Raw genomic sequence first — 19,059 nt, 5'->3', positions numbered from 1 at the left:
ATTCTAAGCCGGTGGCCGCCTGAAGCCCACTCTATAAACCCTGACCCAGGTCACCATGGCCTATAACTGTTTCAGCGATTCTCGCGGCTTTTTGCCTGCCCCCCTGCAACGGAGATGCGTGTGTTTGCCAACCTGCTGATTATCCTGGCCTCATCCCTGGTGGTGATTGCGCTGTTTCGTCGCCTGCAATTGCCCCCCGTGCTGGGCTACCTGTGCGTCGGCCTCGCCGTGGGCCCCACCGCGCTGGATTGGGTGAATGACAGCGAAGAACTGCCCGACCTGGCCGAACTGGGCGTGGTGTTCCTGCTGTTTTCCCTGGGCCTGGAGTTTTCCCTGACCAGGATGCTCGCCCTGCGCCGAGTTGTATTTGGCCTGGGCAGCTTGCAGGTGTTGGGGTGCGGGGTGCTGTTGGGACTTTTGTTGATGATCCTGGGTGTGGCGCCGGGTATCGCCCTGTTGCTGGGGGCAGGACTGGCACTGTCGTCCACAGCCATCGTCAGCAAGGAGCTGACCAGCCTCGGGGAAATCTTCAGCAGTCACGGCCAGAACGCGATTGGCGTATTGCTGTTCCAGGATGTGGTCGCGGTATTGCTGCTGACCCTGGTGCCGGTGTTCGCTGGCACTGGCGAGCAAGCCTGGTATTGGGCGCTGCCCCTGACCCTGGGCAAGACCGTGGTGCTGTTTGTCGGCCTGCTGTTGGCCAGCCGCTGGTTGCTGCCGCGCCTGTTTCATGAAGTGGCCGCCTCCCATTCAGCCGAGCTGTTTGTGCTGCTGGCGTTGGTGATTGTGTTGCTGACGGCCTGGCTCACCCATCTGCTCGGGCTCTCCCCTGCGCTCGGGGCCTTCCTGGCTGGCATGCTGCTGGGCGAAAGCCATTACCGCCATCAGATCGAGGCGGATATCCGGCCGTTTCGCGACATCCTGCTGGGGCTGTTTTTCGTCAGCATCGGCATGCTCATCGATCTGCAATTGTTCGTCAGCCATAGTCTGCTGATCCTCGGGCTGACGCTCACGCTTATGCTGGTCAAAGGCTGTGTGGTCGCGGTGCTGGTCAAACTGCGCGGCAGCGACAGTGAGACCGCCTGGCGCAGCGGCCTGGCCCTGGCCCAGGGTGGCGAGTTCTGCTTTGCGTTGATGGCACAGATGCAACAAAGCCGCTTGATCCCGGATGAATTTAACGGCCTGCTGCTCGCGGCCACCTTTTGCTCGATGCTGCTCACGCCGCTGTTGTTGCGTGCCGCACCGGGTATCGCCCTGCGCCTGCACCGCAAGCCCAACCAGCAGGTGCAGTTGGAAGCAATCACCGCGCTCAACGCCGAGCTGCGCGGGCACGCGGTGATCTGTGGCTATGGCCGTGTCGGCCAATCCATCGGGCGTTTTCTGCGCAAGGAACAACAAACCTTCATCGCCCTGGATGACGACCCGGAACGGGTGCAGGAAGCCGCCACTGAAGACAGCAGCGTGCATTACGGCGATTGCCGGCGTGGCGCGTTGCTCAGTGCTGTCGGCCTGGAGCGTGCGCGATTGGTGGTGATTGCCGTGGACAACACCGACGTGGCGCTGGTGGTGCTCAAGGAAGCGCGTCGGATCAACGCCGACGTGCCAATCCTGGTGCGTACCCGCGACGACAGCCAGTTAGCAGAACTGAAAGCCGCGGGCGCCAGTGAAGTGGTGCCCGAGTTGCTGGAGTCGAGCCTGATGCTCGCCTCCCATGCCTTGATCCTGCTGGGCCTGCCGGACCAACAGGTTCAGGCGCGGGTCGATGAAGTGCGGCAAAACCGTTATCGCCTGTTACACGGTTTTTATCGGCCGGCAGACGAGCCGATCAATCCTGACTGACCGCGCCGATCTTGTGGATCGACAAGTCCGCGCCGTAGTACTCCTGTTCCTGGCTCAAGCGCAGCCCGGTGACGCGCTTGATCACGCCATACACCAACAGGCCGCCCGCCAGCGCCACCAGCACGCCGAGGGCGGTGCCGATCAACTGGCTGATCAGGCTGACGCCGCCCAGCCCGCCGAGCGCGGTCTGGCCGAAGATGCCGCAGGCGATGCCGCCCCACACGCCGCACAGACCGTGCAGAGGCCAAACACCCAGGACATCGTCGATCTTCCAGCGGTCCTGGGCCGCAATAAAGAACCACACAAACAAGCCGCCGGCGACGGCACCCGTGACCAGCGCGCCCACCGGGTGCATCAGGTCGGACCCAGCGCAGATCGCCACCAACCCGGCCAGCGGGCCGTTATGCAGGAAACCTGGGTCGTTGCGGCCGATGATCAGAGCCGCCACTGTGCCGCCAACCATGGCCATCAGCGAGTTGACGGCGACCAAACCGCTGACGCCGTTCAGGGTTTGCGCGCTCATCACGTTGAAGCCGAACCAGCCCACGATCAGAATCCACGAGCCCAGCGCCAGGAACGGAATGCTCGACGGTGCAAACGCCACCAGGCGCCCTTCGCGGTAGCGCCCATTGCGCGCGCCCAGCAGCAACACCGCCGCCAGCGCCAGCCAGCCGCCCATGGCGTGCACCACCACGGAACCGGCGAAGTCATGGAAGCTGGCGCCAAAGGTCGCGAGCAGCCAGGCCTGCAGGCCGAAATTGCCGTTCCACACCATGCCTTCGAAAAACGGGTAGATAAACGCAACGATCAACGCGGTCGCGCAGAGCTGTGGAGCAAACCTTGCACGCTCGGCAATGCCCCCGGAAATGATCGCCGGGATCGCCGCCGCAAAGGTCAGCAGGAAGAAAAACTTCACCAGGCCATAGCCGTGATCGGCACTGAGCACCGCCGCCGGTTGCATGAAGCTCACACCGTAGGAAATCCAATAGCCTATAAAGAAATAGGCCAGGGTGGAGATGGCGAAGTCGCTGAGGATCTTCGACAAGGCGTTGACCTGGTTCTTCTGGCGCACCGTACCGACTTCAAGGAACGCGAAGCCGGCGTGCATGGCCAGAACCATGACCGCGCCGATCAGGATAAACAGGGTGTTGGAGCTGTGGACGAGCGTGTCCACTGCACTTTGCAAATTTTCCATGGAGGTTGGCAGGCCTGCAATAAAGGCAAAAAGCACCAAAGCGGTTCAAGCCAGGGTTGAGCGCACTAAATTGGCACCACCGGTCCCACCCCTCTTCAGAGGGCGTGAACCGCTTTAGCGCAGCGATCAACACAACAAGCCGTTGCCGACAGGGTTTTTCCGCGAATTTCAGTTATTTAGGGTAAGGTTTTTCAAGGCTTCCTGCCCGACCGCCCAGATTCAGCGCAAGCCCCAGGGCCTGCGCACCAAGGCAAAGCAAAAGCTGTACCACACAATTGCACTGAACCTTCACCGAAGCCGGTGACTCGAAACGTACAGATCAGCCAATCACGGAGATAACCATGGCCAGAAGAACTGCAAAGACTGCTCAAGAAATATTGATGGCGGATTTTCAAACCCTGGTCAGCGACACCGAAAAGTTGCTGGATGACACCAAGGTCCTCGCTGGCGACCAGGCTGACGAGCTGCGCAGCAAGATCCACGAAAGCCTGCTCAAGGCCCGCGAAACCCTGCAACTGACCGAAGACTCCCTGCGCGAACGCGGCCAGGCGGCGGTCACTGCGACCGAAGACTATGTGCAGGCCAACCCTTGGCAGTCGGTGGGCATTGCCGCCGGCGTGGGCTTTCTGATCGGCCTGCTGGCCACAAGGCGCTAACCATGTCTATCGGCGAAACGGGCTCGTCCACGGGCACCACCTCAAGACGTCTGGGCGCGGCCGTGCTGGGCTTGCTGCACAGCCACGTCGAATTGTTTGGCATCGAGTTGCAGGAACAGAAGGCCCGCACCGTCAGCCTGCTGCTGTTTGCCGGCCTGGCGCTGGTGTTTGCGCTGCTGTTGCTGGTGGGGTTGTCGACCCTGGTGATGATCCTGGTGTGGGACACCGGCTACCGCCTGACCGGGATCATCTGCCTCTGCGTGTTCTATACCCTGGCCGCCGCGTTTTGCGGGGTACGCTTGAAGGCGGCGGTGTTCGATGAGTCCACGCCCTTCCACGCCACCCTCGAAGAGCTGGCCAATGACCGGGAGCGCCTGCTGCCATGAGCATCACTGAAATCCCGCAAACCACCTCCCGCCGGGAAATGCGTAAGGCGTTGATCCGTCTGCGCATGGAAATGCACCGTCAGGAGATCCGCCACGAGTCCCAGCAACTGATGCTGCCCTTGAACAAGGTGCGCAATATGGGCAGCAACTGGCAGGACAGCCTGGGCATCAAGCACGCGCCGCTGTGGGGCGTGGCCGCGGTGACCCTGATGGGGTTCTTCACCGGCAAAGGTGCCAAGGGCGGCGGCATTGGCAGCTTGACGCGCCTGGTGCGCCTCGGTGCCGGCTTGATCCCGTTGATCAAACTGGCCATGCAGGGTTCTTCGCGTAAAAGTTGAGCCTGGCTGGCTGCATTCTTGCTAACAGAATCGGCCCGGCCCTCGTTTTCGAGGGCCGGGCCTTTTTTCGCCAATGTTTCTAAGGAGGCCCCGTGATTGACGGGCAACCGCTCGCCTGCTTCCAGCCGTTTATCGATACCGCCACCGGCCGCATTGCCGGCGTCGAGGCCCTGGGCCGCCTGCGCCAGGCTGACGGCCGCTTGCAGTCCGTGGGCCCGCTGTTCGCTGACCCGCGCACGCCGGGCGTGACCTTGCGCCGACTCGACCGGCAGATTCGCGACAACGCGCTGAGCCGCTTGCACGAAGCGCCCGAAGACTGGTTCCTGAGCCTGAACATCTCGCCACGCTGGATCAATCGCCTGCGACCGGGCCAGGCCCTGCCAAGCCTGAAGCAGATCCACCACCATGGCGTCGACCCGCAGCGCATCGTGTTCGAGATCACCGAACTGGGTGGCGATATCCGACGCCTGGCCGACGTGGTGGCGCGCTATCGCGAAGCCGGTGCGCGCATTGCCATCGACGACTTTGGCGCCGGTTACTCCCAACTCGACCGAGTGCTGGCGTTGCAACCGGATATCCTCAAGCTGGACATGCGCCTGTTCCAGGAGGCCGCCCGTGGTGGACCGAGCAGCGAAGTGGTACGAGCCCTGGCGCAGATGGCCGAGAAGACCGGCTGCTGGATCATTGCCGAAGGCGTGGAAACCGAGGCGCAGTTGAGCTTCGCCCTGGAGTGCGGCTCGCGCTATGTGCAGGGCTATCTGTTTGCCCAGGCGCAGTTGGACTGGTTCGCCGCCGACGCCTTCGTGCCGCGTTTTGCCCAGTTGCGCACGGTGTACGTCCAGCAAAAGCTGGCAGAACGCGGCCGCGTCATGCAACTGCGCCAGCAGTTGGCCGAATTGATGAAGATCCTGCAAACCTGGGCCCAGGCCCAGGCGCCGCTGAACCAACTGCCGCAACTGCCGGCGTTTCCCTGGCTGCTGCGCTTCTACCAGTGCGACCGGCACGGCACCCAACTCACACCGAACTTTGAGTGGCGCCAGGATGCCTGGCAGTCCGACAGCCGTTACCTGGGCCACAACTGGTCATGGCGTCCCTACTTCTATCACCTGCTGGCCGAAGGCTGGGAGGAGCGGCGCCTGACACTGTCCTCGACCTACCGCGACGCCACCACCAATCAGTATTGCCTCACCGCCGGACAATTCTTCGATAACGGTCAGCGCTTGCTGTTAATCGATATCGACGCGGCCGGGCTGTAGATTTTCGCTTGCCCAGGCCGCGCTGAACCGGGAAGCTGGGAGGGTCATTCACCGCACGGAGAGTACCCGCCTTGGATTGGCCCACCCTGCTGACTCGCGAACGTCTTGGCAAACCGCTGCACAGCCCGGAAGAACTGGGGCGTAGCCCGTTTCACAAAGACCATGACCGTATTATCTTCTCCGGCGCATTTCGTCGCCTGGGCCGCAAGACCCAAGTGCATCCGGTCTCGAGCAACGACCATATTCACACGCGTCTGACCCATTCCCTGGAAGTGAGCTGCGTGGGTCGCTCCCTCGGCATGCGCGTCGGCGAAACCTTGCGCAGCGCCCTGCCCGACTGGTGCGACCCAAGCGACCTGGGCATGGTGGTGCAGTCGGCCTGCCTGGCCCATGACATCGGCAACCCACCGTTCGGGCACTCCGGCGAAGACGCCATCCGCCACTGGTTCCAACAAGCCGCAGGACGTGGCTGGCTGGACGACATGAGCAGCGCCGAGCGCAATGACTTCCTGAATTTTGAAGGCAACGCCCAAGGCTTCCGCGTACTGACCCAGCTTGAGTACCACCAGTTCGACGGTGGCACCCGGCTGACCTACGCCACCCTGGGCACCTACCTGAAATACCCCTGGACTGCCCGCCACGCCGACTCCCTGGGCTACAAGAAACACAAGTTCGGCTGCTACCAGAGCGAGCTGCCGATCCTCGAACAGATTGCCCACAGGCTCGGCCTGCCACAACTCGAAGAACAGCGCTGGGCCCGGCACCCGCTGGTGTACCTGATGGAGGCGGCGGATGACATCTGCTACGCCCTGATCGACCTGGAAGACGGCCTGGAAATGGAGTTGCTCGAATACGCCGAAGTCGAGTCGCTGCTGCTCAACCTGGTGGGTGACGACCTGCCCCAGACCTATCGCCAACTGGGCGCCCAGGACTCGCGCCGACGCAAGCTGGCGATCCTGCGCGGCAAGGCCATCGAGCATCTGACCAACGCAGCGGCACAGGCCTTCGTCGAGCAACAGGACGCCCTGCTCGCCGGCACCCTTCCCGGCGACCTGGTTGAACATATGCACGGTCCGGCCAAGCGTTGCGTGCTGGATGCCAAGGACATGGCGCGCAAGAAGATCTTCCAGGACAAGCGCAAGACCCTGCATGAGATCGGCGCCTACACCACCCTCGAAATTCTCTTGAATGCATTCTGCGGTGCGGCACTGGAGCAGCATGGCGGGCGTACACCATCGTTCAAGAACCGGCGCATTCTCGATCTGCTGGGCAATAATGCGCCGAACCCTGAATGGCCGCTGCACGCGTCATTCCTGCGTATGATCGACTTTATCGCCGGCATGACCGACAGCTATGCCACCGAGATGGCCCGGGAAATGACCGGACGTTCCAGCCCTCAGTAACGACCACGATCATGCCGCCTGTTTCTTGAAAGGAATCGACCTACGACGGGAACAGAGCGGCCTGATCGAATTCGCACAACCACTCGATGAATAATCACGCACGCTCCGGGCGACCCTGGCGACCTGGTCCTACGCGCCCTCCCTCGATGCTTGACTCAACGTGTGGCCCCAATGCCCAGTTACTCGCTCCGTATCCTGCTGGTGGAGGATCACCCGTTTCAACTCCTCGCCACCCAATGCCTGCTCAGAAGCTTCGGCTTCGCACGACTGACGCCGGCCGAAAGCGCCGAGCAGGCAATCTGCTTGATGTCGCAGGCCGAGGTGCCTTTCGACATCATCTTGTGTGACCAATGCCTACCCGACTTACCGGGACTCGAACTGATTGAAATTGCCAGTCGCCGACGCTTTACCACGACCGCCATCCTGTTGAGCGGTTTACCGGTGGCGGAACTCGCCAGCCTGATAAGCCAAGCCATGGACCGTGGACTGCCACTGCTTGGCTATCTATCGAAGCCGCTGAACAAGGATGAACTTGCACACTTGCTCTGCCCATTACTCAAGTTAAAAATGTAGGAATTAAACATCATGAGCCGACGAAAGACGACGGCACAGCATCAGTTAAATCCATGGCAGCAACCGTTAGCCTATTCACGTTCAGAGCATCGACGTAGCGCTTCACCAAGCCTCATCAGCTGGTAGGCCGCTACCTTTTTTAATGTAGGACTTTTCCTGTTTTATATCTACTCACCCCTCGACTCATGCTCCTCCCTCCTCTTCTGAGCTAATGTGCCCGCTTTATTTGCACTTGTACGGAATGTGATCATGAACTCAGTTTTTATTATCGATGACCACCCGGTTATACGGCTCGCCATCCGTATGTTGTTGGAACACGAAGGCTATAAAGTCGTGGGCGAAACCGATAACGGGTGCGACGCCATACAAATGGTCCGCGAATGCCTGCCTGACCTGATTATCCTGGATATCAGCATTCCCAAGCTGGATGGCCTCGAAGTGCTCTGCCGCTTCAACGCCATGAACACCCCGATGAAAACCCTGATACTGACCGCCCAATCACCCACCCTGTTCGCCACACGCTGCATGCGTTCGGGCGCCGATGGCTACGTGTGCAAGGAAGGCGACCTGAGCGAGTTGCTGAGCGCCATCCGCGCAGTGTTATCCGGTTACAACTACTTCCCCAGCCAGGCACTGAATACCAATGGTGTCGATAGCGTCGAATCCCAGGAGCTTGAACTATTCAAGACCGTCAATGATCGGGAACTGATGGTATTGCAACTTTTTGCACAAGGACGTACCAACAAGGAAATTGCCAAGGGTATGTTTTTGAGTAACAAAACAGTAAGCACTTATAAAAAGAGGCTGATGCAGAAACTTCAAGCCAAGTCCTTGGTAGAACTTATCGAGATGGCAAAACGAAACGCGCTAGTGTGAGAAAGCGGATGCCCAGGCGTATAAAGGACTATCTGATTATATTGAGTGCCGGTTTGTGCTTCAGCACAGTGGTACTTGCGAACCCGCCAACGGGCCCGGAACATTTCGCCTTGTTGAGTCGTGCAGGCTCGGTTCAACTGGAAACCCACCTGAACAAGGCTCAACGCCAATGGCTGCAAAACAAGCGCGAGTTGGTGCTGGGTACTGCGGTGCCTGATTACCCACCTTTCGACCTCACGTCCAGCGGACGTGACTACGAGGGTCTCACCGCTGATTACGCCGGCCTGCTGGCCAAGGCGCTGGCCCTGCCGGTGAAAGTATTGCGCTACCCCTCTCGCGAGGCCGCGATCCGCGCGCTTGAAACGGGGGCTATCGATTTGCTGGGATCCTCCAACGGTTTTGAGGCGGCCAACCCAAATCTCACGCTGTCAGAGCCCTATGCGGTGGACCAGCCGGTCCTCGTCACCCGCGAAGGAGAAACCCGCAGCCTGACCAATGGCCTGGCCGGCATGCGCCTGGCGCTGGTCTACCACTACCTGCCCTTGAGCGAGGTGGAAAAGCTGTACCCCAAGGCGACCCTGCGCGCTTATCCCTCTTATCAAAACGCCTTGAATGCGGTGGCGTTCGACCAGGCGGATGTATTCCTCGGCGATACCATTTCCACTCATTACATGATCAACAAGGGCTACCTGAAGAACATCCGCATGGCCAACTTCGGCAAACACGAAGCCTACGGGTTCAGCTTCGCCATGCCCCAACACCAGCAGACGCTCTTGAGCATTGTCGACGCCGTATTGACGGCCGTGCCCACCAATGAACGGGAAGCGATCGCCAAACGCTGGAGCGCCGGCAGCGATATCTTGCTGACCGACCAGAAACTGCAACTGACACAACGCGAAGAGCGCTGGCTACAGGAGCATCCAGTGGTCAAGGTGATCGTGAACGAGACCTTTGCCCCGCTGTCGTTCTTCGACGCCGATGGCAACTTCCGCGGCATCACCGCCGACCTGCTGGAACTGGTTCGCCTGCGCACAGGGCTGCGTTTTGATATCCAACGTGAGCGTGTCGTTCAGTCAATGATCGAACAGGTCGACGCAGGGAAGGCCGACATCATTGGCGCCATCGTTCCCAGCACGGAACGGGAAGCCCGGTTGAACTTCAGCCGTCCCTACCTGGAAAACTCCTACGTGATGTTGACACGCAAGGAAAACCAGGCGGCGACCAGCCTTGAGGAAATGGAAGGCAAACGCGTGGCCGTCACTGAAGGCAGCCCAATGGCAACGTTCCTGCGCGAGCACTTCCCAACCATTCAAGTGGTCGAAACAGGCGACAATTTCAAAGCCGCCGAGCTGCTGGTGCAAGGACAGGTCGACGGTGCCGTGAACAGCTTGGTCATCGCCAACTATTACCTCTCGTCCTCCATGTTTCAGGGCAAGGTCCAGATCAGTTTCAGTATTGGCACCACGCCCGCTAAATTTTCGCTGGCCACCTCACGTAACGCCACCGAACTCAGCTCGATTCTCGACAAGGCCATGCTGAGCATCGCGCCGGATGAGCTGGGGGTCATCAACAGTCGCTGGCGCGGTTACACCGCCGCCTCCGACAGCTATTGGCGCAACTATCACCAACTGATCGCGCGCATCATCATCGGCACCGGGCTTTTGCTGCTGATCTCCCTGAGCTGGAACGCCTACATGCGCCGTCAGATCAAGCATCGAAAAATGGCCGAGCGCGCCCTCAATGATCAGTTCGAGTTCATGCGGGCCTTGGTCAACGAAACCCCGCACCCCATCTACGTACGTGACCGCAAAGGCTTGCTGCAGACCTGCAACGACAGCTACTTGCAGGTGTTCAACGTCAAGCGCGAAGACGTGATCGGCAAAAGCGCCATCCAGATGAGCGCCGCCCTTGAAACCGATGCGACGCAATACCATGCCGACTACCAGCGCGTGATGGCCGAAGGTAACCCGCTGATCCTGGACCGCACGCTGCATATCCACGGGAAGAAACTGACGATCTATCACTGGATCCTGCCCTACCGTGACTCGACTGGAGAGGTGCAAGGCATTATTGGCGGCTGGATCGACATCAGCGAACGACGCCAGCTGTTCGATGAAATCCGCGCGGCCAAAGAACGCGCCGACGAGGCCAACCGGGCCAAGAGCACGTTCCTCGCCACCATGAGCCATGAAATCCGTACGCCGATGAACGCGGTGATCGGCATGCTCGAACTCACCCTCAAGCGCGCCGACCAGGGTCATCTTGATCGCCCGGCCATCGAAGTGGCGTACAACTCAGCCAGGGACCTGCTCGAACTGATCGGCGATATCCTCGACATCGCGCGCATCGAATCCGGCCGCCTGAGCCTCGCGCCGGAGCGTGTCAACCTGCGGGAGGTGATCGAGTCGGTGGTGCGCGTGTTCGACGGCCTGGCACGCCAGAAAACCCTCAGCCTGTCGCTTGAGTTCAACCCCAACCTGGATAACACCGAAGTCCTGATCGACCCGCTGCGCTTCAAGCAGGTGCTGTCGAACCTGGTCAGCAATGCGATCAAGTTCACCGAGCGTGGCCAGGTGAAAGTCAAGGTCGAGGTGCTGCCCACCGAACTGGCGCAGCAGGTCGAGATGAAACTGGTGGTCGAGGACACCGGCATAGGGATCAGTCGGGATGATCAGTTGCGCCTGTTCGAGCCCTTTGCCCAGGCCGACAATTCCGGGCAGCTTGCCAGGAGCGGCGCTGGCCTTGGGTTGGTGATCTGCCGCAGCCTGTGCGCGATGATGGGTGGGCAATTGAGCCTGAGCAGCGTGCCGATGGTGGGTACCCAGGTGCATATCAGCCTGCACATGACCCTTCTTCAGCCGGAACAGCCGGTGCTTGAATACACGCCTGAGGCACCTGCAAGCGCGCCAGTGCTGAACGTGCTGGTCGTGGACGACCATCCCGCAAACCGCTTGCTGATGTGCCAGCAACTGGGCTACCTGGGGCATCAGTTCAGCGCCGCCCAGAATGGCGCCGCCGGTTTCCAGGCCTGGCGCCAGGAGCGTTTCGACTTGGTGATCGCCGACTGCAACATGCCCATCATGAATGGCTATGAGCTGAGTCGCTCGATCCGCGAATACGAACAGCGCGAAAAGCTGGCGCCCTGCGTGGTGCTGGGGTTTACCGCCAATGCCCAGCCCGAAGAGAAGCAACGTTGTGCCGACGCGGGCATGAACGACTGCCTGTTCAAACCGATCAGCCTTACTGCACTGGAACAGCAACTGGCAAAGATCGCCCCGCAAACCACTGACCTGCACCTGGACCTCGGCAACTTCGAGGCCCTCACCGGTGGCGACCCACAATTGAGCTGGCGTTTGCTGGAAGAACTGTTGAGCAGCAGTCGGCATGATCGCCAGGAACTGGCGGCGCTGATCAGCGCACATGCCCCGCTTCAGGAGATCACCGAGCAGGCCCACAAAATCAAGGGCGCTGCGCGCATTGTTCAGGCAACCCCACTGGCCGGGCAGTGTGAAACCCTTGAACAGGCGTGCGCCCGTGAGGATGACTGGGCGGTGATCGAAGCCGGGGCAAAAGCCTTGGAAAAACTCATGCTGGAACTGGAGAGGTTGCTGCAAGGGCAGCTTCACGGCCTGGAGGGACAGTAAGGGGCGCAGGCCGCCCCTCCCGTGATCAGCAGTCGGTCAAGCGCAGGAAGATCGCCGCCAGCTGTTCGATACCCGCCTGGTCCTGGACGGTGAAACGCGCCAACGACGGGCTGTCGAGGTCAAGGACGCCAATCAGTTGGCCGTCCTTGACCAGCGGTACCACCAGCTCGCTGTTGGACGCGCTGTCACAGGCGATATGCCCTGGGAATGCATGCACATCCTCCACGCGCTGGGTCTGCCGCGAGGCGGCCGCTGCACCGCACACGCCACGGCCAAACGGAATGCGCACGCAGGCGATCTGGCCCTGGAACGGGCCGAGCACCAGCTCTTCGTTACGGTTGAGGTAAAAACCGGCCCAGTTCAAGTCGTCCAACTGGTTGAACAGAAACGCAGAGAACTGCGCACTGTTGGCAATGAAGTCCCGCTCATCGGCCAGCAGCGACTCCAGTTGCGCACAGAGCATGGCGTAGCCATCAAGGCCAGTGCCAGCGCTTTGTAGATCGATCATGGTTGCATCTCCAGCAATTTGAGGCCTACCCAGTAACGGGCGAATTGATACGCGCAACGACCGTTGCGGTTGCCACGCCCGGTCGCCCAGCGCACGGCCAGGATGTCGAGGGCTTCATCACGCTGCCACTGCAAACCGGCCTTGCTGGCCAGCTCGCCGATCCAGTGCTCCACCACATCCAGGAAGTGTTCTTGCGTGAAGGGGTAAAACGACAACCACAAGCCAAAGCGGTCGGACAAGGCAATCTTGTCTTCTACCGCTTCGCTCGGGTGCAACTCGCCGTCCACACGTTTCCAGTTGTCGTTGTCGCTCTGGTTTTCCGGCACCAGGTGACGGCGGTTGGAGGTGGCGTACAGCAGCACGTTTTCCGGGGCCTGCTCCAGGGACCCGTCGAGCACGCTTTTTAGCACGCGGTAATCGCCTTCACCGGCCTCGAACGACAGGTCGTCACAGAACAGGATAAACCGCTGCGGCAGCTTGACCAGTTGTTCAACCACGCGTGGCAGGTCGGCCAAATGGTCGCGCTCGATTTCGATCAGGCGCAAGCCAGCCTTGGCATGCTGGGCCAGCAAGGCACGCACCATGGAGGATTTGCCGGTGCCACGCGAACCCCACAGCAGTGCATGGTTGGCAGGCAGGCCGTCGATGAATTGCTGGGTATTGCGCGCCAGTGTTTCACGTTGCTTGTCCACACCGATCAGGTCGGACAGGCGCATCTCCAGGCTCACATCCAACGGCAACAGGAAACCCGTGCGGCCTTCACGCTGCCAGCGGGCAGCCAGGCAGTGGTTCCAATCGATGGCTTGGCGGGGCGCGGGTAACAAGGGTTCCAGGCGGGCGAGCACTGCATCGGCCCGTTCAAGAAACGCATTCAATCGAGCATCCACGATTATTCCTCTGGCAAGTTCTTGCAAAAGATGGCGTATTGGCAACCCTGCGGCAGACCGCACGAGGCTGCGTAAAAAAACGATTCATGCCGGGTAAGCCAGAGCCTGTGGATGTTCAGCTATGCTTGCCGGGCGAAGGGAAACGTGAAGTGGTTCAACACTCGATGGATATCAAGTTCGCCCACCGCTTGTCTTATAAACAAGCCAGATTGACTGTGCTGGTCGGTTTCGTCTTGGGAACCTTGCTCAGCCTGATCCAAATCGGCATTGATTATGCCAGCGAAGACGCATCCATCAACCGTGAAATTCGCTCGCTGATCGAAATCAGCCACAACCCCGCCTCACGCATCGCCTACAACATCGACGCCGAACTGGCCCAGGAACTGGCCCTGGGCCTGCTGCACTCCCCTGCCATCATTCATGCCCAGTTGATCGACAACAACGGCGTGGTGCTGGCCGATGTCGACCGCCCACGCAAAGAGAGCACTTACCGTCCTGTCAGCGATTTCCTGTTCGGCGCCAACCGTCAGTTCGAAGACCGGCTGTTCCTTAGTCACATGCCCAACGAGTCCCTCGGGGTGCTGCGCCTGGACGTCGACACCTATGCCTTTGGCAGCCGTTTCCTGCGCCGTGCCGAGATCACCCTGCTCAACGGCTTCGTCCGTAGCCTGTTGCTGACCGGCATCCTGTTGGGCTTGTTCTACGTGATGCTGACCCAGCCGCTGGTGCGCATCATCCGCGAGCTGAGCAACCGCCGGCAGGCACGCCTGGATTGCCCGCCCGGCCACGAGCACGATGAGATCGGCGTGCTGGTGAACGTGGCCAACCAGCAGTTCGAAAACATGGAGACGGAGATCCAGCAACGCCGCCACGCCGAAGATCGGTTGACCGAATACCTGGGACAACTGGAAGACATCGTGTCCGCCCGCACCCTGGAGCTCAAGGCCAGCAACCAGCGGCTGAGCCAGTCCAACGACGAACTGGAAGCAGCGAAGATGCACGCGCTGGGCATGGCCCAGGCACGGGCGGCGTTCCTCGCCAACATGAGCCACGAAATCCGCACACCGCTCAACGGCCTGCTGGGGATGATCGCGCTGTCACTCGACAGCCCGCTCAACGCCGAACAGCGTCAGCAACTGTCCATCGCCCATGACTCAGGCAAAGTGCTGGTGGAGTTGCTCAACGATATCCTCGACCTGTCCAAGTTCGACGCTGGCCAGTTGGAGTTGGAGCGCATCCCGTTCGACCTGGGTTCGTTGGTGGAAGACACCGCCAACCTGTTGTCACAGAACGCCGCGCCCAGCGTCGAACTGACGTGCCTGATCGACCCGCAGTTTCCGGCGCAGGTCCTGGGCGACCCGACCCGCGTGCGGCAGATCGTCAGCAACCTGCTGTCCAACGCCCTGAAATTCACACGCTTCGGACGGGTAGATGTTCGCCTCAGCGCGCGGGAGGGCCAGGTACGCATCGAGGTCTGCGATACCGGCATCGGCATTGCGCAGGAAGCCCAGGTGAAGATCTTCCAGCCCTTCACCCAGGCGGGTGCCGGCATCACCCGTCAATTTGGCGGCACCGGCCTGGGCCTGGCGCTGACGCACAACCTGTGTGAAGCGATGAAAGGCCGACTGAGCATCAGTTCGGAAGTGGGCTTCGGTAGCCAGTTTTGCGCCGACCTGCCGCTGCCAACCCATTTGCCCGCCGCCCAGCCACTGCCGCTCAAGGGTGAGGTCATCGTCATTACCCATGCCGGCAGCGGCCTCACCGAACTGCTGACCACCCTGTTGCCTCACTGGGGCCTGACACCTCGCTGCTACTCGCAAGACGATGACTTGAGCGGGCAAACCCCGGACCTGCTGATCACCGACTGCCCCGAGTGCCTGTTTCGCCTGCGCCCCACCCTCAACGCGCCGATCCTGCTGGTGACCGCCTATGGCAATTTCATGCCCAGCGAAGAAGTCGCGGCACTCGCTCCGCTGCAACAACAGGCACGCCCGCTGAGCCGCAACGCGCTGTATCAGATCCTGCAACGTAACTTGCGCAGCGACGCACAACTGATCCTCGACCCGATCCAGATGGAGGCCGCGCCCTTGGCACACCGCGCGCGCATCCTGTTGGTGGAGGACAACCCGGTCAACCAACTGGTGGCCAAGGGCATGCTCAGCAAACTGGGGTGTGAAGTGATCGTCGCAGCCCATGGTGGCGAGGCGCTCAAATTCCTTGAGGAACAACGCTTCGACCTGGTGCTGATGGACTGCAATATGCCGGTGATGGACGGCTATGAGGCCAGTCGGCAGATCCGTCGCAGCGGGCGCTGGCCAGACCTGCCAATCGTTGCCTTGACCGCCAACGCGCTGTCCGAAGAGCGCGAGCGTTGCCGGGCTGCGGGCATGAATGACTACCTGGCCAAGCCGTTCCGGCGTGAGGAACTCAGTGGTTTGCTGGAGCTGTGGGTGCCGAAGACGACAAATCTCTGATCTGCCGAAGCAACTGGTCCAAGCCCTCGCGCAGCGCGTCAGCCTGGTTCAGGTCGATACCGCTGTCGCACAGCAGCCGCGTCTTGAGGCCATGGGTCTGGTCACGCAGCTGCACACCGGTTTCGCTCAGGCTCAAGTGCACTTCCCGCTCATCCTTGGCGCTGCGCTGGCGCCTGACCAGACTGAGTTGCTCAAGGCGCTTGAGCAGCGGTGTCAGCGTGCCGGAATCCAGCATCAAGCGCTCACCCAACGCCTTGACCGTGGGTTGCAGCGGTGCTGCGGCGTGCCACTCCCACAACACCAACATCACCAGGTACTGCGGGTAGGTCAGGCCCAACTGATCAAGCATGGGCTTGTACGCGCGGGTCACCGCCCTGGAGGCGGCGTAGAGCTTGAAACACAGTTGATGGTCGAGCGCCAGGGAGACGGTCATTTGAGCAGGGCTTCGATCTCTTGGGTCAGATCCTGCGGCTTGGTGGTCGGCGCAAAGCGCTTGACTACCTGGCCGTCGCGGCCGATGAGGAACTTGGTGAAGTTCCATTTGATGCCCTTGGAACCGAGCAGTCCGGGCGCCTGTTTTTTCAATTGCACGAACAATGGGTGGGCGTCGCTGCCATTCACGTCGATCTTCTTGAACAGTGGGAAGCTGACACCGAAGTTCAGCTCGCAGAATTCGGAAATCGCGCCTTCGTTACCCGGTTCCTGCTTGCCGAACTGATTGCAGGGGAAGCCCAACACCACCAATCCCTGGTCCTTGTATTGCTGCCAAAGCTGCTCCAGGCCCTTGTATTGCGGGGTGAAACCGCACTTGCTGGCGGTATTGACCACCAGGATGGCCTTGCCGGCGAAATCGGCCAAAGTCTTTTGCTCCCCCTTGATGGTGGTGCAAGGGATGCTCAGCAGGTTGTTGCTCATGGCAATGCCTCAGTCTGGTGGAAAGAAGGATAAACATAGTAGGCAATTAAATTGTGTGCAATTGAATTGACCGGAATGATATCCCGCTATAGGGCGCTCCCGCATTATCCGCAGGAGCGCTGGCAGACCTAGCGCGGCACCAGGTCCAGGCACACCGAGTTGATGCAGTAACGCAGGCCGGTCGGCGGCGGGCCGTCCGGGAACACGTGCCCCAGGTGGGCATCGCATTTGGCGCAGGTGACTTCGGTGCGGATCATGCCGTGGCTGACGTCACGGATCTCGATCATCGCGCTGTCGGCAATCGGCGCGTAGAAGCTGGGCCAGCCGCAACCGGAGTCGAACTTGGTGGTGGAGTCGAACAGCGGCTCGTTGCAGCAAATGCAGTGGTACACGCCATCCGTCTTGGTGGCGTTGTACTTGCCGCTGAAAGGTCGCTCGGTGCCCTTGAGACGGCACACGTTGTATTGCTCCGGATCGAGCATCGCCTTCCATTCTTCAACGGTTTTCTGCAACTTTTCCATCGGTACACCTCGGCAACTGAAAAAGCCTGATCTGTGTCTTTTCCATGGATCAGGCGGCACGTATGATTGCGCCTCTTCAAAACGCCAGTCTGGCACCCGCGCTACCGGCATTCAAACGTATTTATGGGTGCGGGCCCCGCAGGATTCGCAGTACGGTAGTGTCCCCACCGTCTGGATCGTTCATTTTCAGGATCACATCGCCATGCAGGTCAGCAAATCGAACAAGCTCGCCAACGTCTGCTACGACATTCGCGGCCCAGTGCTCAAGCACGCCAAACGCCTGGAAGAGGAAGGCCATCGCATCCTCAAGCTGAACATCGGCAACCCGGCGCCCTTTGGTTTCGAAGCGCCGGATGAAATCCTCCAGGACGTGATCCGCAACCTGCCCACCGCCCAGGGCTACAGCGACTCAAAAGGCCTGTTCAGCGCACGTAAGGCGGTCATGCAGTACTACCAGCAAAAGCAGGTCGAAGGTGTCGGCATCGAAGACATCTACCTGGGCAATGGCGTGTCCGAGCTGATTGTGATGTCCATGCAGGCCCTGCTCAACAATGGCGACGAAGTGTTGGTGCCGGCACCGGACTATCCGCTGTGGACCGCCGCCGTGACCCTGGCGGGCGGCCATCCGGTGCACTACCTCTGTGACGAAGGCGCCGACTGGTTCCCGGACCTCGCCGACATCAAGGCCAAGATCACCCCGAACACCAAGGCCCTGGTGATCATCAACCCGAACAACCCGACCGGCGCGGTGTATTCCAAGGAAGTCTTGCTGGGCATGCTCGAACTGGCACGCCAGCACAACCTGGTGGTGTTCTCCGACGAGATCTACGACAAGATCCTCTACGACGACGCCGTGCACGTGTGCACCGCCTCCCTGGCACCGGACCTGCTGTGCCTGACCTTCAACGGCCTGTCCAAGTCCTACCGCGTGGCCGGCTTCCGCTCCGGCTGGATCGCCATCTCCGGCCCCAAGCACAACGCCCAGAGCTACATCGAAGGCATCGACATGCTGGCCAACATGCGCCTGTGTGCCAACGTGCCGAGCCAACACGCCATCCAGACCGCCCTGGGCGGCTACCAGAGCATCAATGACCTGGTCTTGCCCCAAGGCCGCCTGCTGGAGCAACGCAACCGCACCTGGGAATTGCTCAACGCGATTCCGGGCGTGAGCTGCGTGAAACCCATGGGCGCGCTGTACGCCTTCCCGCGGATCGACCCGAAGGTATGTCCTATCTTCAACGACGAGAAGTTCGTGCTCGACCTGCTGCTGTCGGAAAAGCTGCTGGTCGTCCAAGGCACCGCGTTCAACTGGCCGTGGCCGGATCACTTCCGGGTGGTGACATTGCCGCGTGTGGATGACCTGGACATGGCCATTGGTCGCATCGGTAACTTCCTCAAGTCCTATCGCCAGTAACGCCAACGACGCTGTGCGGCCGACAATCGGTCGTACAGCGAGTATCTGGCAACACTTCTCTGGCTCTCACTCGCTTCAGCACTGCGTCAACCTCTAAAAACCACCGCCCCCCTGTAATTGCAGGGCGGCAGGCCAACGGTGAACCGATCAAGCGGCCTTTTCCCTATCGGAAAT

Annotated in this window: 17 protein-coding genes; 11 read left to right on the top strand and 6 right to left on the bottom strand. The window is 60.5% G+C overall.

All coding sequences use genetic code 11. The features are described from left to right. Positions 1–114 precede the first annotated feature (114 nt). Positions 115–1,839, top strand: coding sequence for a cation:proton antiporter (locus OZ428_RS10335; RefSeq protein ID WP_269133299.1), 1,725 nt, complete (start codon positions 115–117; stop codon positions 1,837–1,839). Here OZ428_RS10335 and OZ428_RS10330 read toward each other — a convergent pair. Continuing rightward, a complete protein-coding gene (locus OZ428_RS10330; RefSeq protein ID WP_269133298.1) occupies positions 1,826–3,034 on the bottom strand; it encodes an ammonium transporter in 1,209 nt (402 codons plus the stop codon). The genes OZ428_RS10335 and OZ428_RS10330 overlap by 14 nt on opposite strands. A 341-nt stretch (positions 3,035–3,375) precedes the next feature. Between OZ428_RS10330 and OZ428_RS10325 the strand changes: the two genes are divergently transcribed. From OZ428_RS10325 to OZ428_RS10290, 8 genes are all read left to right on the top strand, one after another. Beyond that, on the top strand, positions 3,376–3,690 hold the full coding sequence (locus OZ428_RS10325; RefSeq protein WP_010211812.1) for a DUF883 family protein: 315 nt from the start codon (positions 3,376–3,378) through the stop codon (positions 3,688–3,690). 2 nt (positions 3,691–3,692) lie between these two features. Then, on the top strand, positions 3,693–4,076 hold the full coding sequence (locus OZ428_RS10320; protein ID WP_033901397.1) for a phage holin family protein: 384 nt from the start codon (positions 3,693–3,695) through the stop codon (positions 4,074–4,076). Then, the gene (locus OZ428_RS10315; protein WP_033901396.1) at positions 4,073–4,414 is read left to right on the top strand and encodes a hypothetical protein; all 342 of its coding nucleotides are present in this window, start codon (positions 4,073–4,075) and stop codon (positions 4,412–4,414) included. The genes OZ428_RS10320 and OZ428_RS10315 overlap by 4 nt, the downstream gene beginning before the upstream one ends. A gap of 92 nt (positions 4,415–4,506) precedes the next feature. Further along, entirely contained in the window at positions 4,507–5,670 is a 1,164-nt protein-coding gene (locus tag OZ428_RS10310; protein WP_269133297.1) for an EAL domain-containing protein, read from the top strand. 71 nt (positions 5,671–5,741) lie between these two features. Next, positions 5,742–7,073 (top strand): deoxyguanosinetriphosphate triphosphohydrolase, encoded by a 1,332-nt coding sequence (locus tag OZ428_RS10305; protein WP_033901394.1) that lies wholly within the window; start codon positions 5,742–5,744, stop codon positions 7,071–7,073. 171 nt (positions 7,074–7,244) lie between these two features. Then, a complete protein-coding gene (locus OZ428_RS10300; protein ID WP_033901392.1) occupies positions 7,245–7,646 on the top strand; it encodes a response regulator in 402 nt (133 codons plus the stop codon). Between the two features lie 249 nt (positions 7,647–7,895). Further along, the gene (locus tag OZ428_RS10295) at positions 7,896–8,522 is read left to right on the top strand and encodes a response regulator transcription factor (RefSeq protein WP_038841965.1); all 627 of its coding nucleotides are present in this window, start codon (positions 7,896–7,898) and stop codon (positions 8,520–8,522) included. Positions 8,523–8,530: 8 nt separating this feature from the next. Then, positions 8,531–12,166 (top strand): transporter substrate-binding domain-containing protein, encoded by a 3,636-nt coding sequence (locus OZ428_RS10290; RefSeq protein ID WP_269133296.1) that lies wholly within the window; start codon positions 8,531–8,533, stop codon positions 12,164–12,166. A gap of 25 nt (positions 12,167–12,191) precedes the next feature. On the opposite strand, the gene OZ428_RS10285 is transcribed toward OZ428_RS10290, so the two are convergent. Both OZ428_RS10285 and OZ428_RS10280 read right to left on the bottom strand, forming a co-directional pair. Next, positions 12,192–12,674, bottom strand: coding sequence for a GAF domain-containing protein (locus tag OZ428_RS10285; RefSeq protein WP_033901389.1), 483 nt, complete (start codon positions 12,672–12,674; stop codon positions 12,192–12,194). Beyond that, a complete protein-coding gene (locus tag OZ428_RS10280; RefSeq protein ID WP_269133295.1) occupies positions 12,671–13,561 on the bottom strand; it encodes an ATP-binding protein in 891 nt (296 codons plus the stop codon). The genes OZ428_RS10285 and OZ428_RS10280 overlap by 4 nt, the downstream gene beginning before the upstream one ends. Before the next feature lie 164 nt (positions 13,562–13,725). Here OZ428_RS10280 and OZ428_RS10275 point away from each other — a divergent pair, with 164 nt between their 5' ends. Then, positions 13,726–16,035 carry a hybrid sensor histidine kinase/response regulator gene (locus OZ428_RS10275; protein WP_269133294.1) on the top strand — a complete coding sequence of 770 codons (2,310 nt, stop codon included), beginning with the start codon at positions 13,726–13,728 and terminating at the stop codon, positions 16,033–16,035. Here the strand turns inward: OZ428_RS10275 and OZ428_RS10270 are convergent. From OZ428_RS10270 to msrB, 3 genes are all read right to left on the bottom strand, one after another. Beyond that, positions 15,989–16,468, bottom strand: a complete 480-nt coding sequence (locus OZ428_RS10270; protein ID WP_269133293.1) for a MarR family winged helix-turn-helix transcriptional regulator — start codon at positions 16,466–16,468, stop codon at positions 15,989–15,991. The genes OZ428_RS10275 and OZ428_RS10270 overlap by 47 nt on opposite strands. Next, positions 16,465–16,950 carry a glutathione peroxidase gene (locus OZ428_RS10265; RefSeq protein ID WP_058427952.1) on the bottom strand — a complete coding sequence of 162 codons (486 nt, stop codon included), beginning with the start codon at positions 16,948–16,950 and terminating at the stop codon, positions 16,465–16,467. Before OZ428_RS10265 ends, OZ428_RS10270 begins: the two co-directional genes overlap by 4 nt. A gap of 128 nt (positions 16,951–17,078) precedes the next feature. Then, a complete protein-coding gene (gene msrB / locus OZ428_RS10260; RefSeq protein WP_033901384.1) occupies positions 17,079–17,471 on the bottom strand; it encodes a peptide-methionine (R)-S-oxide reductase MsrB in 393 nt (130 codons plus the stop codon). Positions 17,472–17,673: 202 nt separating this feature from the next. On the opposite strand from msrB, the gene OZ428_RS10255 reads away from it, so the two are divergent. Continuing rightward, positions 17,674–18,885, top strand: coding sequence for a pyridoxal phosphate-dependent aminotransferase (locus OZ428_RS10255; protein ID WP_017734399.1), 1,212 nt, complete (start codon positions 17,674–17,676; stop codon positions 18,883–18,885). The last annotated feature ends 174 nt before the right edge of the window (positions 18,886–19,059 follow it).

Source organism: Pseudomonas sp. GXZC (assembly GCF_026967615.1).
Taxonomy (GTDB): Bacteria; Pseudomonadota; Gammaproteobacteria; order Pseudomonadales; family Pseudomonadaceae; genus Aquipseudomonas; species Aquipseudomonas azotoformans_A.
Note: the sequence above shows the minus strand (reverse complement) of the source record. Positions and strands in the feature narration are given on the sequence as shown.